Raw genomic sequence first — 13,493 nt, forward strand, 5'->3', positions numbered from 1 at the left:
GCCAACTTAAAAATCGTTGAAAACGCTTTATATCCACTTATATTTCCATGAAGTTTTTTGCACGGTATGCAAATTATTGCATGCTATTATTTGCAAGATTATACTTTTCCATCTTGTAATATAGATTACGGACTGACAAACCAAGCATTTTGGCGGCAAGCGTTTTATTGCCATTGGCCTTCGAAAGGGTTAGCTTGATTTGTTTGGCTTCAAAGTCCTCAACAAGCTGTGATAAGGTCAATTTTTGATCAATTGATTCATGATATACTTCTTTGCCCTGAGATTTAGAAAAGCTGACAAGCACGGGAACATGTGAAGCATCAATTTCCGTTTCATGATAACCCATGAAAATAATGGCTCTGCCCAGGATATTATCTAGCTCCCGCACATTTCCAGGCCAGTCATAAGCCATAAGTTTTGTAATGGCTCCCTCTGTCAGTCCTTCAACATTGCGGCCATATTCCTGATTGATCTTTTGCAGCAAATGTTCACATAATTGCGGAATATCCTCTTTTCTCTTTCTTAAAGAGGGAATATGAATAGGCATTCTGTTTAAACGATAATAGAGGTCCTCTCGAAAGGTTCCATTAGCTATGGCTTTTTCCAGATTAACGTTTGTTGCAGCTATGATCCGAACATTAATTTGAATCGGCTTTGTACTTCCTACTCGAGTGATTTCACCCTCTTGCAGTACTCTCAATAGTTTGGCTTGGGTATTGGCTGTTAACTCGCCAATTTCATCCAGAAAAATACTGCCTTTATCTGCCTCTTCAAAAAGGCCTCGCTTTCCGCCTCTTTTTGCACCGGAAAATGCTCCTTCTTCATAGCCAAATAATTCACTTTCCAGCAGTGACTCAGAAATTGCCGCGCAATTGACACGTACAAATTTGTTATATTTCCGATCACTTGCGTTATGTATGGCATGTGCAAATAACTCTTTTCCTGTTCCTGATTCGCCCCTGAGCAGCACAGTTGCAGGAGTTTTCGCCCCCAGCTTTGCCTGTTCAATCGCTATTGTCATTTCCTCAGAGCTCCCAATAATATCCTGAAACGAATACTTGGCTTCCAATGTACGAATCAGCTGTCTTGCTCTTGAAAGCTCTCTGTTAAGATTCTGCATTTCAGATACATCATGAAGGACACCGACACTTCCCTTTAGAACTCCGTCAACAATAACTGGCGCCACGTTCACAACTACTTCTTTTTCCTTCGGTCCAACCCGCATCGCAACTCCTCTAACCGCTCTTCTTGTTTGGAGAACTTTCATATGAACACTTTCTCCTTCAGATATGTCAGCAGTTGCAGGTTTGCCAATGATCTCTGTTTCTGACAGTCCCGTTATTCGGGAATAGGCAGGATTAATCATCATCCCTTTTCCATTCTCATCAACAACAGATATGGCTTCATCGCTAGATTGAATAATCGCCTGAAGCATTGTCTTTATTTCTTTTAAATCCGTTATTTCTTCAGCCAGGCTAACCATCTCAGTAATGTCTTTAAAAATAGCAATGGCACCAATTAATTCTTGTTCGTCACCAATAATCGGAATTCTGGATGTGATAATTTTTTGCCCGTTATTAAGTGTAAATTCCTGATTTACTTCTGCTTTTCTAGTTTTCAGTATGTATGGCAATCGACTTTCTTTAATCACATCCGTTATGTTCTTGCCAATAACGGCGTCCTGCTTAACTTCAGTCATATTGGCTGCACTTTTATTAAAGAGAATGATTTCTTCATCTCTATTGATGACAATCATTCCATTGTCGGTTGAGTTAAAGATTAAATCAAATTTATGTGTTTGATTTTTCAGCCTTGTAATCAAACTTTCTTTTTCTTCCAAAAGCTGCGAAATGAGAAAAGCTACCGTACCGGGAATCAATACTGTATTTCTGCTGCGGGCATCACGCAGATCAGTAAACACCTTTTCATCCCCAGTTACTTCTACAATGATGTCAATATCCTGGTGAATATATGCTTTCCAATCTGTTCCCGTAGAAATATTTTCGCTTTTTGCCAGCAGAATACCCGGTGCATCATGATTCTTATCAATCACTGCGACGACTTGAAGGACACTGAGTGATTTAATCAATTTCAATATGGCTGTTCCGCCTTTACCGGCCCCTACAATCAATACCTTTTGCATAAATGCACGATCCTCCAGCTTGAAATTTTTTTCAAGATGCTGCGCAAATCTTTTCACAGTATATTGTATCCTTTTAGCAGGCACTTGACAAATGACAGCATTGATTTATCATTTTTACTATATAGAAAAATTCTAGATGATAATTGAGGGAAAATCGATATGATCCGAATAATTGCACTTATCGTACTGCTCATACCTGGCGCGTTAGCCGCCTATGGAATTAAACTGATGCGGGATATGGTTTTTGGAATCCTGCAAGCTCCATTTCCGTATTTATGGATGCAGTTTATTGCCGGTCTCATCCTTTTTATACTGGGTCTTGGGTTTGTGGCAGGTTTTATATTGCATCGTGACCGCAAAAAAAATAAAGTTCAAACACGCTTTCAAAGACCTAGCGGGAGGGAACGAAATTCATGAGACCACTGCAAATTAGTCCTGATACTGCCTTAAAGCTGGCTGAAAGACTAAATCTGCCGCTCGAACAAATTATGCATATGCCTCAGCATATCTTAATGCAAAAACTTGCAGAATTAAATAAAGATGCCTCCGAGATAAACGATCGGAAGGAGTAAGATCAAGTTTCACTGCTGACTTTCACTCAAAAGATACAAAAAGCATCATGCTTCCATCAGGAAATGGAGCATGATGCTTTTTTAGTACGTATAAAAATATAAAGACAATTTTTGTGTATGATTAATTCTTACCCTCTCAAGAAGCTTTATGCTCAAGGCGTAATTTATCAGCAACCATTGCAATAAATTCTGAATTCGTTGGTTTTGCTTTGGACATGGATACAGTATAGCCAAATAAGGAAGAAATAGAATCAATGTTACCGCGGCTCCATGCAACTTCAATGGCGTGTCTGATCGCACGTTCCACTCGTGAAGCCGTTGTGTTGTACTTCTTTGCAATATCAGGATAAAGAACTTTCGTAATGGATCCAAGCAGTTCAATATCATTGTAAACCATAGAAATGGCTTCACGCAGATATAAGTATCCTTTAATATGAGCAGGGACACCAATTTCGTGGATGATACTTGTAATGCTTGCATCAAGATTTTTTGGCTTTGCTTCTGTCTGGTGTGAAGAACGGAGTACTGATGAAGGCTTTCTCATCACAGGGCTTGTTTTTCCGCTGACCTGACGGATATGACTCGCAAGATAATCCATGTCAAAAGGCTTTAATATAAAGTAAGAGGCTCCAAGATCAACTGCTTTCTTTGTTACATCCTCTTGGCCGAAAGCTGTCAGCATAATGACATTAGGAAGCGGCTTATTCAGCTCACGCATTTTTTCAAGAACTGCTAATCCGTCTAAATGAGGCATAATGATGTCAAGAACAAGAACATCAATTTCTGTATCTTCAATGATATTTAGACAATCTTGGCCATTATGGGCTACTCCTACCACTTCCATATCTTCCTGTGATGACATATACTCCTCTAATAAAGCGACAAGCTCGCGGTTGTCGTCAACTACGCACACCTTAATATTCTTCACTACTTGTTTCCTCCTCGATCCATTTGTGGTCTCTTTTTTTACACTTTATAAATATTGTGATTAGCAGCGCAGAAGCAAAACTGGGAAGTAGCTAATTTATTTTCGTATAAAGTGCAGTTAAACCTGCACCACTGTTTGAGCAGTAAGCAAAAAGCAGACGGCAAGTTTTTTTATTTATATATTTTATTCTAAAGTACAATTTCGACAATGCAACATAAAATCCTCTAGTTTTTTTATTTTTTCTTAAAAAACCTATAAAATCTTTTATTTCCTTCTATTTTCTCTTATTTTCGACCTTATTCGCTATTTAATTCAAAACGATTGGCGCTTTGTCGAAAAATCTTTATTTCATCATAGCATAGGTGGAATAAATTGAATAGATGCCTGCTGATATAACATCAGATCAAACACCCCATTCTCCTTTGCGATTCCGTGTTCTCACTGAAGTCCACACGTCCACCTAACAGCATATTCCCTAAAAGCAGCAAATTTAATAATGAAATAATAAAAATAACGGGGAATATTCCCCGTTATTTTTATGAAGCCTTTTCTTCAGGCTGTTCGTATATGTTAATGCCTGCTTCATTTAACATCCACTCAATGTGAACACCATACCCGCTTGTTGGGTCATTAACGAATACGTGTGTGACCGCTCCGATTACTTTATCATTTTGGATAATGGGACTTCCGCTCATTCCTTGAACAATTCCGCCTGTCTTATTTAAGAGTTCGTCATCAACAACCTTAATGACCATACCCTTTGTAGCTGGAAATTTCTGCGGAATGGTGCTAACGATCTCAATATCGAAAAGTTTCACTTCATCATTTTCAACAACCGTCAGAATTTTAGCAGGTCCTTCTTTTACTTGGTGTGATAGAGCAATGGGCATCGGCTTATCCATAATGCCATTTTTAATGCCGCGATTCAGTTCACCAAAGATGCCAAACGGACTGTTTCTGACAATGTTCCCAATTACTTCTTTATCTGAGGAAAATCTGGCCAGCTTTTCACCAGGATTTCCATTGCTTCCTTTTTCAATGGATGTGACCGTTGATCGAACAATCTGGCCATCATCAACTACGATTGGCTTTTTCGTATCCATATCAGATATGACATGGCCAAGTGCGCCATATTTTTTTGATTGAGGATGAAAGAATGTCATTGTTCCGATTCCTGCTGCTGAATCTCTTATATAAAGGCCCAGCTTATACAGTTCTTCATTTTCTTCTTTAAGAGGAGTTAATTGTGTTTTTACCTTACCATCTTCTCTAGTTACAATGATCTGCAACGGGTTGCCCGACTTACCGGCTTCTTGAACAAATGGAGCTACATCAGCCATTTTTTCAATTGTTTTGCCATTAATTTCAGTGATAATGTCTCCAACCTTAATTCCTGCTAGTTCGCCTGGAGACGTTTTGCCATTGCTTGTGTTAACCTGGTGATGTCCAACAACTAATACGCCTACCGTATTGAGTTTGACACCGATGGATTGGCCGCCAGGTATTACTTTAAAATCCTTTAAGACGTTTACATCAACTTTTTTAACCGGAAAGCCTGCAAGTTCAAGCAGCATTTCATTTTTGCCGTTTTCCAGCCCATTTATAGCGATTGAATCAGTACTCTGCTCAATGGAGACACTATTTTGTGGCTGTGCCAATGTTCCGGTAACAGGTCTTGCTTTTGAAAATTCCAATTGATCTCCTTCAAACATGGTGATGCTTTTTGGAATTTGAATATACTCCTGAAAGGGTTTAGAAAAACCAATTGCAATTAATGAAACAAGGAGAATTCCACCAACTATTTTTCGCAAAACATCATATGACAATTTAATTCACTCTCCTCGCTTCTAGTCCAACACGAAATGGCTACATCTATAATTTTGCCTGCTTCACTTGCATTTATAACCCCCAAGCCGATAAAAAAAGCTACCCACCTTTGGATAGCTTTTCATGGTATTTTAATTTGACGGGCAAGCTTCAGTAATTCCTTGGCATGTTCCTTCGTTAAATCCGTAATTTCAACACCTGAAATCATTCTTCCAATTTCTTTTACCTTCTCTTCATCAGTTAAAGGCTTTACCGTTGTTTTGGTTCGTCCATTTTTTGTATTTTTCGCAATAAAGAGATGTGTATCTGCCATCGCCGCTACTTGCGGAAGATGAGATATGCAGAGCACCTGTGAGCCAATGGCAACATGATGGATCTTTTCAGCAATCGATTGAGCAACCCTTCCGCTTACACCGGTATCCACCTCATCAAAAATGATCGAGGTAACGCCCTGATGTTTGGAAAAGATGCTTTTTAATGCCAGCATAATCCGCGACAGTTCTCCGCCTGAAGCAATTTTCGAAAGCGGCTTTAAAGGCTCGCCAGGATTTGTTGATATATAAAATTCAGCTTCATCTATGCCATTTTTATAAAATCGGTCTTCTTCATTTGAAAAAACAACCTCAAATACAGTCTTTTCCATATATAACTCTTTTAATTCCTTATGAATTAATTTTGTTAGCTGGACAGCTGCATTTTTTCGCAGTTTACTTAGTTCTGCCGCTTCCACTAAGAGATCTTTTTTAAGCATGGCAGCTTGTTTTTCGAGCTGATCAATATGTGTTTCTTTATTGAGGAGCGTTTCAATTTCTTCTTCAATTTTGGAGGCATATTCTAAAATATCAAGAACACTTTTACCATATTTCCTCTTTAATTGATGAATTTCATTTAATCTTTCCTCAATTTCATTGAGCCGTCCAGGATCAAATTCAAGATAATCCAATTCATTGCGAATGGTTCTGACCGCGTCTTCCATTTGATAAAAACTGCTTGAAACAGATTCTGCTAACTCTTTGTATTTCGGCTCTAATTCAGCAGCAGTCTCCAAATTGCTGACAGCAAGGCTCAGCCAGTCAATTCCTCTTTGCTCTCCCTGCAGTGCATTATAGCCAGTCTGCATGGCATCGTAAATGCTTTCAAAGTTGGCCAGCTTCCTTTTCTCTTCAATCAGTTCTTCATCTTCATTTAATTTTAAATTCGCTGATTGAATTTCTTCTAATTGAAACTGAATTAAATCCAGACGATGGGCCATCTGCTGTTCATTTTCATTCAGACTTTTTAGTCTTTTATTTGTCTCCTCATATGAGTGGTAGATGTCCTCATATTCATGAATGGCTGCACGGATTTTTTCTCCGCCAAATTGATCCAGCAAGTTCAAATGCAAGGATTCGTCCATAAGCTCCTGATGCTCATGCTGGCCATGTATATCAATTAATGCACTTCCGAATTCTCTTAATGTCGAAATCGTCACAAGCTTACCGTTTACACGGCACACACTTTTGCCGGATTTAGAAATATCACGGCGCAAAACAACCATGCCATCGTCAATGTCGATCCCAAATTCGGCTGCTTTTTTGTAGCTGGGATGATTTTTGTCATCGAGAAGAAAGAGTCCTTCAATTTCGGCTTTATCTTCCCCGTGTCTGACAAATTCACTCGAACCCCTGCCTCCAACCAGCAAGTGAATAGCATCAATTATGATTGATTTACCTGCTCCTGTTTCTCCAGATAGTACGGTTAACCCTTTTTCAAACGAAATTTCCAAGCCTTCAATTATAGCAAAATTTCTTATACAAAGCTCATTTAACATGTAACCTCACCCCAAATTACAGCATATCTAAAAAGCGATTTGAAATCGCTTCTGTGTCTTCAGGAGTTCTACAAATGATTAAACACGTATCATCTCCACAAATGGTGCCGAGAATTTCATCCCAGTCTAGATTATCAATTAAGGCACCGATCGCCATGGCATTACCCGGTAATGTTTTCATGACCAGAAGGTGTCCTGCCATATCAATTCGTACAAAAGCATCCATTAGGTTTCTTTTGAGTTTTTGCAGCGGATTAAAGCGCTGATCAGCCGGCAGACTGTACTTGTATCGTCCATCTAACAATGGCACTTTCACAAGATGCAGTTCTTTAATATCTCTTGAAACAGTTGCCTGTGTTACGTTATACCCTGCATTCTTTAATTCATCCACTAAATCATCCTGTGTTTCAATATCATTCATGGTAATGATTTCCCGTATTTTTATATGGCGCTGTCCTTTATTCATGAAACTACCACCTCAAGATTCTTGAAATTTTTCTATATATAAACTGTATTGTGTACAAGTAAAGATCGTTGCCTTTATTACATATGTTAGCCGATTTTAGCAATATTGTACAATAATATTAAAGAACAAGAAGGGAAACTATTCAAGAGTGCAAGATAAAAAAATGGCCGATTGGACAACAGCAAGTTGAAAAAAAGACTTAACTGCTCTTTGCTTTATTTTCTAATTAGAAATTTCATCTTATCCTTATTTTTTCTTATAGCATGAAAAAGGATAAGCCCTAGACGGCTTATCCTTCATCACTCTTCTTCTTAGATTTCAGTTCGTCATGTGCAGTTTTAACTACTTCTTCTACATTTGTCATTAAGTCATTTTGTCCAGTTTCTTTTTCGCCTGACCAATACAAATGAAGCAGAAATTCAATGTTGCCATCTCCGCCCGTAATAGGCGAGAAGGATAATTCCTTAACATCATATCCAATATTTAAAGCGAATTGAATGATTTTTTCAACGACACTATTGTGTACCTTCGGATCCCGGACTATGCCTTTTTTGCCCACTTGATCTCGGCCAGCCTCAAATTGCGGCTTTACAAGAGCCACAACGTCACTGCCCTGAACAAGGAGAGTTTTAAGAACAGGCAAAATGAGTTCCAAAGATATAAATGAAACATCAATAGATGCAAAATTCGGCATTCCTTTTGGAAGGTCAGCAGGGGTCACATAACGGAAATTGGTTCTCTCCATAACATGTACCCGTTCATCCTGACGCAGTTTCCATGCGAGCTGGTTATAACCGACATCTAAGGCATAGGACATAACCGCCCCATTTTGCAATGCACAATCTGTGAATCCGCCTGTTGAAGCACCGATATCCAAAAGAATTTTGTCTTTCACATCTAAATCAAACACTTGCAATGCTTTTTCGAGTTTTAATCCGCCGCGGCTGACATAAGGCATCGCTTTGCCTTTAATCATCAGCGGGATCTCTGAGTCCACTTTTTCCCCGGGTTTATCGAGCCGGGTTTCATTGCTGAAAACAAGACCTGCCATTACTGACCGTTTGGCTTTTTCTCTTGTTTCCGCAAGACCTCTTTCAACAAGAAGTATATCTAAACGCTCTTTTTTATTTTTCATCCGTTAAGCCCTTTTTTGTTTTTTTCCGGCAAGCATCACTAATCTCTTCACTACTTCATCGGTAGTCATGCCAATTTCCTTTAAGAGTTCATTCACACTTCCATGCTCAATGAACTCATCCGGAATTCCAATACGATCTATTTCAGCATGATGGAATCCTTGTTCATGTGCGTATTCAAGCACAGCACTTCCAAATCCGCCCTGCAGCACAGCTTCTTCTATCGTTAAAATTGGCATATTGCTGCCCAATAGCTCGGACATCATTTTTTCATCAAGCGGCTTAATGAATCGTGCATTCACTACTTTAATCGAATAGCCTTGTTTTTCAAGAAGAACTGCTGCTTCCATCGCCATCGGAATTGTCGTTCCAAACGTTAGGATGGCTGCATCTTTTCCTTCCTTCAAAACTTCCCAAGAGCCAATTGGGATTTGCTTTAAGGTTTCGTCCATTGGTACTCCAATGCCGTTTCCACGGGGAAATCTCATTGCAATTGGGCCATCTTCATAGGAAAGAGCTGTATTAACCATATGCTGTCCTTCATTTTCATCTTTCGGCATCATCAATACCATGTTTGGCAAATGGCGCATGAAAGCTATATCAAAGACACCTTGGTGTGTTTCACCATCAGCCCCAACCAAGCCGGCACGGTCAATGCCAATAAAGACATTTAGGTTCTGACGGCAAATATCGTGCAGCACTTGATCATAAGCTCGCTGCAGAAATGTTGAGTATATCGCTAAAAATGGCTTCATTTTCTGCGTAGCCAGCCCAGCTGCAACAGTTGCAGCGTGCTGTTCTGCAATTCCTACATCAAACATTCTGTCAGGAAACTCACTGGCAAACCCTTCTAGCTTTGAACCGACAGGCATTGCAGGCGTAATCGCTACAATTCTTTCATCCTTGCGAGCCAGCTTCCGAACTGTTTCACTGACAAGCTTGCTCCATGCCGGAGGAGGATTTACAGGCTTTACAAAATCACCTGTCTCGATTTTATATGGGCCTGTACCATGCCATGTTCCAACGGTATCACTCTCAGCCGGGTCGTAGCCCTTCCCTTTTTTCGTAATGACATGCAAAAGGACTGGACCTTCAGTTTTCTTAGCATATCTTAAGTTTTCAAACAGTTCTTCATAATTATGCCCGTCAATTGGTCCTAAATAAGTGAAACCCATCTCTTCAAAAAACATACCTGAAACGAACAAGTATTTTAAGCTATCCTTTAGCCTTTCAGCAGTGGAAGCTAATTTCCCGCCAACAGCAGGTACTTTTTTAAGGAGCATTTCAAGCTCATCTTTCACCCAATGATATTTGCCGGCTGTTCTCAAACGCCCAAGCACATTATGAAGCGCTCCCACGTTTGGTGCAATGGACATTTCATTATCATTTAGGATTACAATCATATTCTTTTGTTCATGTCCAATATGATTTAATGCTTCCAGAGCCATTCCGCCTGTTAGCGCTCCATCACCAATGACAGGTATGATGTGTGAATCTTCCTTTTTCAGGTCACGCGCAATGACCATTCCCATTGCAGCAGAAAGTGAAGTTGAACTATGTCCTGTTTCCCATACATCATGCTCACTTTCAACCATTTTCGGAAAACCGCACAGTCCTTTATATTGTCTTAACGTATCAAATTGACCAGCGCGCCCGGTAAGAATTTTATGAACATACGATTGATGTCCAACATCCCATAGAAATTTGTCCTTAGGGCTGTCAAAGCACTTGTGCAGGGCAATCGTTAATTCAACTACTCCCAGGTTGGGGCCAATATGCCCTCCTGTTACAGAAAGCTTTTCAATAAGGAATGAACGAATATCTTCGCTTAACGCCTCGAGTTCCTTAATAGAAAGGTCTTTTAGGAATTTTGGGTCTTTAATGTCTAAAAGATCCATGTATGGATCACTCACTTTCATCATCTTATTCATACAGTATCCGGGCTTCTGCTATTCACTTTTTCATTACGTTGAATAAACAAGTTCCACAGAGTGTTTATATAGATTCAGTATCATTAGATTACATGATTTCGCTTCAATTTCCAAATAGAAACTTTTATACTAGTTGTCTCTTACAGCAATTAAGTCGGTAATGTCTTCGAGATAAGCTGTGTCTAGAGCTGTTTCCTTTAGATATTTTTTCGCTGCACTAATGTGTTCCTCTAGGGCTTTTTTTGCTCCTTCCATTGATAAAAGAGAAGGATAAGTGCTTTTATGGTTATCTTCATCACTGCCAACCGGTTTCCCAATCATTTCTTCGGTTCCTTCGAGATCAAGAATATCATCCCGGATTTGGAAAGCCAGTCCTAAGTGGAAGGAGAAGGATCTTAGCTTATCAATTAAACTGTCATCAGCTTCAGCGAGCAATGCGCCAGCAATTACACTATAAGCAAGCAGCTTCCCTGTTTTGTGTACATGAATATATTCAAGTTCTTCAAGATTTAATTGCTTTTCTTCCCCCTGCATATCGGCTACTTGTCCGCCAACCATGCCTTCAGCACCAGCAGCTTTAGCAAATTCAGCAATTAAAGCAAGTTTCGTGTCTGCAGTTGTCTGCGCAGATTGAATGGTAGAGATTAACTGAAAGCTGTATGTTAATAATGCATCACCGGCCAGAATAGCGGCTGCTTCTCCGAAAACTTTATGATTTGTTGGCTTACCTCTGCGCAAGTCATCATCATCCATACTTGGCAAATCATCATGAATAAGCGAATAAGTGTGTACCATCTCTATTGCTGAAGCTGTCTCAAGACCCATTTTAGGATCCTTATTAAAAGCAGCCAATGTAGCAAAAAGTAAAAGAGGACGGATTCTTTTTCCTCCAGCTTCTAAAGAGTAGATCATTGCATCCTTTAAAATCTGCGGTGTTTCCAGTGTTTGCATTTCTGCCCGGAGATTGCTCTCCAGCAGTTCTTTATATTGTTTAGAAAACTCCTTAAACGTTTCCCCCATAAAACTATTCCTCCTCAGCGATGGCAAATGGCTCTCTCTTTCCATCCTCGGTAATCATTTCTGCTATTTGAGCTTCTACATTTTTCAGCTTATCATGGCATAGCTTAGAAAGCTCCATGCCTTTTTTATAGATGTCGATGGCTTCCTCTAGAGGAACATCGCCTTCTTCGAGCTGTTCGACAATCTCCTCAAGCTGTTCCATTGCTTCTTCAAATGTTACCTTTTTATCAGCTGTCATATGGATTTCCCCTCCGTATCAACGACAGTACACTCTGCCGATCCATCCGAAAATTGAATTTTCACCTTGTCATTCACATTTACTGCCTTTACCGATTTTGCTAACTCGCCGTTTTCAGAATATACGAGACTATAGCCTCTATCCATAATTTTCAGCGGGCTCATCGCCTCTAAAGAGGATAGGATATGTTTAAAGTCCTTCTGCTTAGAATGCAAAATAGCTGTCATATTTCTCGTTAAGTATTTATTTGAGTTTTCATAGCGCTGTTTTGCTTCCTGCAGCAGTTCTTGCGGTCTGGCACGATCTAGCCTTTTAAGGAGGAGCTTTTGTTCTTCCTGTTTTATAAGAAACAGTTTTTCTGCCCCGCGTTTTAGCTGTTCAGCATATTTATCAACTTGCTCTAATTTTTGCTCGTACAACTTTTGAGGATTCCTGAAAGCATAGGATTTACGAATCCTTGTTAGTCTGATATTTTGCCGCGACATGCTTTCTCTCATCGTTCTAATAAGCCTTGATTGCCGATTCCATATTCTTTCAGCCAGCTCATCTATATGCGGAACAGCTAATTCTGCCGCACCTGTTGGTGTTGGAGCCCGAAGATCAGCAACAAAATCAGCAATCGTAAAGTCTGTCTCGTGCCCTACTGCAGAGATTATCGGAAGCTCTGACTTATAGATCGCACGAGCCACAATCTCCTCATTAAATGCCCATAGCTCTTCAATCGAACCGCCGCCTCTTCCAGCAATCAGAATATCAGCTTGTCCGTCTGCATTTGCTTGTTTAATGCAGTTAACGATTGATGGCGCAGCTTGATTTCCTTGAACCAAGGCAGGATACACAATGATTTTCGCAATTGGATAGCGCCTTCTTATCGTCGTTATAATATCCCTTACTGCCGCTCCTGTAGGTGAAGTAATGACTCCTACACATTCAGGGTATTTCGGTATATCCTGCTTCGCTTTTGGAGAAAATAGGCCTTCTGTTTCAAGCTTTTCTTTTAGCTGTTCATATGCTAAATACAATTCTCCAATTCCGTCCGGCTGCATTTCTTTTATGTAAATTTGATATTGGCCGCTCTGCTCATAAACCGTCAGATCGCCCCTAATAAGAACTTTCATCCCGTTTTCAGGCTGAAACTTCATATTTTGATTATAGCGGGAGAACATGACAGCTAAAATCCGTGCTTTTTCATCCTTTAGCGTAAAATACATATGCCCGCTCGAGTGCTGTTTAAAATTAGAAATTTCACCTTTTACAAACACGTCCTGGAGATGAGGATCCTTGTCAAACTTTCTCTTAATATATTTTGTTAATGCAATGACAGTTAAATAACGCTCTGTACCCATCATACCCTCCTGGCATATGAAATGATCGCCTTACCTGGCACAAATTCAGCCCACAAAAGCAGATATTTGGGGTATCATT

Annotated in this window: 12 protein-coding genes; 2 read left to right on the plus strand and 10 right to left on the minus strand. The window is 39.8% G+C overall.

Features of this window, described 5'->3' with window-relative positions; all coding sequences use genetic code 11:
• Positions 1-73 precede the first annotated feature (73 nt).
• Positions 74-2,143 carry a sigma-54 interaction domain-containing protein gene (locus J1899_RS14795; RefSeq protein ID WP_214478858.1) on the minus strand — a complete coding sequence of 690 codons (2,070 nt, stop codon included), beginning with the start codon at positions 2,141-2,143 and terminating at the stop codon, positions 74-76.
• Between the two features lie 159 nt (positions 2,144-2,302).
• Between J1899_RS14795 and J1899_RS14800 the strand changes: the two genes are divergently transcribed.
• Both J1899_RS14800 and J1899_RS14805 read left to right on the plus strand, forming a co-directional pair.
• Positions 2,303-2,560: a DUF2627 domain-containing protein gene (locus J1899_RS14800; RefSeq protein WP_066443801.1), complete on the plus strand. Its 258-nt coding sequence runs from the start codon at positions 2,303-2,305 to the stop codon at positions 2,558-2,560.
• Positions 2,557-2,715: a YycC family protein gene (locus J1899_RS14805; protein ID WP_214474922.1), complete on the plus strand. Its 159-nt coding sequence runs from the start codon at positions 2,557-2,559 to the stop codon at positions 2,713-2,715. Before J1899_RS14800 ends, J1899_RS14805 begins: the two co-directional genes overlap by 4 nt.
• A 136-nt stretch (positions 2,716-2,851) precedes the next feature.
• On the opposite strand, the gene spo0A is transcribed toward J1899_RS14805, so the two are convergent.
• From spo0A to xseA, 9 genes are all read right to left on the minus strand, one after another.
• On the minus strand, positions 2,852-3,643 hold the full coding sequence (gene spo0A, locus J1899_RS14810; protein WP_214474924.1) for a sporulation transcription factor Spo0A: 792 nt from the start codon (positions 3,641-3,643) through the stop codon (positions 2,852-2,854).
• Positions 3,644-4,179: 536 nt separating this feature from the next.
• Positions 4,180-5,469: a SpoIVB peptidase gene (gene spoIVB / locus J1899_RS14815; protein WP_214474926.1), complete on the minus strand. Its 1,290-nt coding sequence runs from the start codon at positions 5,467-5,469 to the stop codon at positions 4,180-4,182.
• Between the two features lie 122 nt (positions 5,470-5,591).
• Positions 5,592-7,280, minus strand: a complete 1,689-nt coding sequence (gene recN / locus J1899_RS14820; RefSeq protein WP_066443790.1) for a DNA repair protein RecN — start codon at positions 7,278-7,280, stop codon at positions 5,592-5,594.
• Positions 7,281-7,296: 16 nt separating this feature from the next.
• Positions 7,297-7,746, minus strand: a complete 450-nt coding sequence (gene ahrC, locus J1899_RS14825) for a transcriptional regulator AhrC/ArgR (protein WP_066443788.1) — start codon at positions 7,744-7,746, stop codon at positions 7,297-7,299.
• Between the two features lie 289 nt (positions 7,747-8,035).
• Complete coding sequence (locus J1899_RS14830) at positions 8,036-8,881, minus strand: TlyA family RNA methyltransferase (protein ID WP_214474928.1); 846 nt, start codon at positions 8,879-8,881, stop codon at positions 8,036-8,038.
• A gap of 3 nt (positions 8,882-8,884) precedes the next feature.
• Positions 8,885-10,777 (minus strand): 1-deoxy-D-xylulose-5-phosphate synthase, encoded by a 1,893-nt coding sequence (dxs, locus tag J1899_RS14835; protein ID WP_214478859.1) that lies wholly within the window; start codon positions 10,775-10,777, stop codon positions 8,885-8,887.
• A 162-nt stretch (positions 10,778-10,939) separates the two neighbouring features.
• Positions 10,940-11,830 (minus strand): polyprenyl synthetase family protein, encoded by an 891-nt coding sequence (locus J1899_RS14840; RefSeq protein ID WP_066443782.1) that lies wholly within the window; start codon positions 11,828-11,830, stop codon positions 10,940-10,942.
• Positions 11,831-11,834: 4 nt separating this feature from the next.
• Positions 11,835-12,068, minus strand: a complete 234-nt coding sequence (locus tag J1899_RS14845; RefSeq protein WP_066443781.1) for an exodeoxyribonuclease VII small subunit — start codon at positions 12,066-12,068, stop codon at positions 11,835-11,837.
• Positions 12,065-13,414, minus strand: coding sequence for an exodeoxyribonuclease VII large subunit (gene xseA, locus J1899_RS14850; RefSeq protein WP_214474930.1), 1,350 nt, complete (start codon positions 13,412-13,414; stop codon positions 12,065-12,067). Before xseA ends, J1899_RS14845 begins: the two co-directional genes overlap by 4 nt.
• Between the last annotated feature and the right edge of the window lie 79 nt (positions 13,415-13,493).

The sequence above is a fragment of the Cytobacillus gottheilii genome (assembly GCF_018582665.1).
Taxonomy (GTDB): Bacteria; Bacillota; Bacilli; order Bacillales; family Cytobacillaceae; genus Cytobacillus; species Cytobacillus gottheilii.

Coding starts and splice junctions, on each gene's coding strand:
- J1899_RS14795 (WP_214478858.1), bottom strand. CDS start 2,143: ATGCAAAAGGTATTGATTGTAGGGGCCGGTAAAGGCGGAACAGCCATA.
- J1899_RS14800 (WP_066443801.1), top strand. CDS start 2,303: ATGATCCGAATAATTGCACTTATCGTACTGCTCATACCTGGCGCGTTA.
- J1899_RS14805 (WP_214474922.1), top strand. CDS start 2,557: ATGAGACCACTGCAAATTAGTCCTGATACTGCCTTAAAGCTGGCTGAA.
- recN (WP_066443790.1), bottom strand. CDS start 7,280: ATGTTAAATGAGCTTTGTATAAGAAATTTTGCTATAATTGAAGGCTTG.
- ahrC (WP_066443788.1), bottom strand. CDS start 7,746: ATGAATAAAGGACAGCGCCATATAAAAATACGGGAAATCATTACCATG.
- J1899_RS14830 (WP_214474928.1), bottom strand. CDS start 8,881: ATGAAAAATAAAAAAGAGCGTTTAGATATACTTCTTGTTGAAAGAGGT.
- dxs (WP_214478859.1), bottom strand. CDS start 10,777: ATGGATCTTTTAGACATTAAAGACCCAAAATTCCTAAAAGACCTTTCT.
- J1899_RS14840 (WP_066443782.1), bottom strand. CDS start 11,830: ATGGGGGAAACGTTTAAGGAGTTTTCTAAACAATATAAAGAACTGCTG.
- J1899_RS14845 (WP_066443781.1), bottom strand. CDS start 12,068: ATGACAGCTGATAAAAAGGTAACATTTGAAGAAGCAATGGAACAGCTT.
- xseA (WP_214474930.1), bottom strand. CDS start 13,414: ATGGGTACAGAGCGTTATTTAACTGTCATTGCATTAACAAAATATATT.